The sequence below is a fragment of the Oleiphilus sp. HI0061 genome (assembly GCF_001635675.1).
Genome location: NZ_LWFE01000487.1, coordinates 1 through 1,401 on the forward strand (window position 1 = coordinate 1; position 1,401 = coordinate 1,401).

Genomic DNA, 1,401 nt, shown 5'->3' on the forward strand with positions numbered 1-1,401 from the left:
CAAGCTTTAGAAATACTGATGAAATTGAGCAACTAGCTGGCTGTGACCGGCTTACCATTAGCCCGGAACTACTGAAACAACTATCTTGTGACAATGGTAGCCTCGAACGAAAGCTGATTGTACCAAATTCGACTTCGACACAAGGTTTAGTAACTGATCAAGCAAGCTTTCGCTGGAATATGAACCAATCTCCAATGGCAACTGAAAAACTAGCTGAAGGCATCAGAAAATTTGCTATTGACCAAGTAGCCTTAGAAGGCTTGCTCAGAGACCACCCAGAATGATTCAGCGTTTAATTGCCAAAATAACACAATCAAATCAAGACCAAGCACTATCTGAAACTGACATTTCTACAGTTGCTACCGCATTATTAATTGAGGTTATTAATGCGGACCATAAACAAACCGAGTCTGAGTGGCTGGTACTTCAAGAGCATTGTGCATCTGCGTTTCAGCTTTCAATCAGTGACACTGACGCTTTAATCCGTGAAGCGCGCGAACTATCTCGCTCTGCCACCTCGCTTTGGGAACATACCGACCTTATAAATAAAAAGTTTGATAGCGACTCAAAATATCGCTTAATTCTTGCGATGTGGAAAATTGCTTACGCTGATAGCGATATTGATCGTTATGAAGAGCACCTGATCAGAAAGGTCAGTGATTTGATTTATATACCTCACACCCTGTTCATCAAAGCGAAACACGAAGCTAGTAATATATAGCACTTAGTTTTAGAACGGACGTCATAAATGATAATTATCGGACATAGAGGTGCTCGGAACGAAGCGCCGGAAAACACTGTAACGGGCTTTATTCATGCTCAATCAAATGGCTGTTTGGATTTCGAGTTAGACATTCAATTATCTTCAGATGGAGAGTTGGTAGTCTATCACGACCGAAATTTGTCACGCACAAGCAACCTGCAAGGCAAGATAGCTCATTATCCCTATTCTTTTCTAAGCAAAGTTGATTCCCGACATAATACACCAGGCTGGCACTCTCCCTGTTACATTCCACACCTACAAGAAGTGGTAGATAGCGTACCAAATACTCGAAGCTGGCAATTTGAAGTAAAGAACGATCATCGGCATGTATTGAAACTAATTGTAAAGCGATTACAAGATTTTTTTCGCAGCAATAATCTTTATGATAAGGCAACGGTTACTTCTGCCAGCCGCTGGATTCTACATGAAATAAACCGATTATCGCCAGAAATAGACACCGGCTATGTCGCAGAATACCGGTATCGCAGGCCATTGAAGACCGCTGTATCGCTCGATTGCAAGCTACTGGTCATCAACAACAGGTTGATTAGCCCAACCTTATTGAGAAACGCAAAATCTTATGGGCTTGAGGTATCATGTTGGACGGTGAATAGTATTGAAAGAATGGAAACCCTAAA

At 41.7% G+C, this 1,401-nt stretch carries 3 protein-coding genes; all 3 read left to right on the top strand.

Translation table 11 applies throughout. The features are described 5' to 3' along the window. Positions 1-284 (top strand): transaldolase family protein (locus A3735_RS06455; RefSeq protein ID WP_304439970.1); only part of this gene is annotated, 284 nt, incomplete at its 5' end. After that, entirely contained in the window at positions 281-721 is a 441-nt protein-coding gene (locus tag A3735_RS06460) for a TerB family tellurite resistance protein (RefSeq protein WP_068506495.1), read from the top strand. The genes A3735_RS06455 and A3735_RS06460, both read left to right, overlap by 4 nt. A gap of 27 nt (positions 722-748) precedes the next feature. After that, positions 749-1,401 (top strand): glycerophosphodiester phosphodiesterase (locus tag A3735_RS06465; RefSeq protein ID WP_068637798.1); only part of this gene is annotated, 653 nt, incomplete at its 3' end.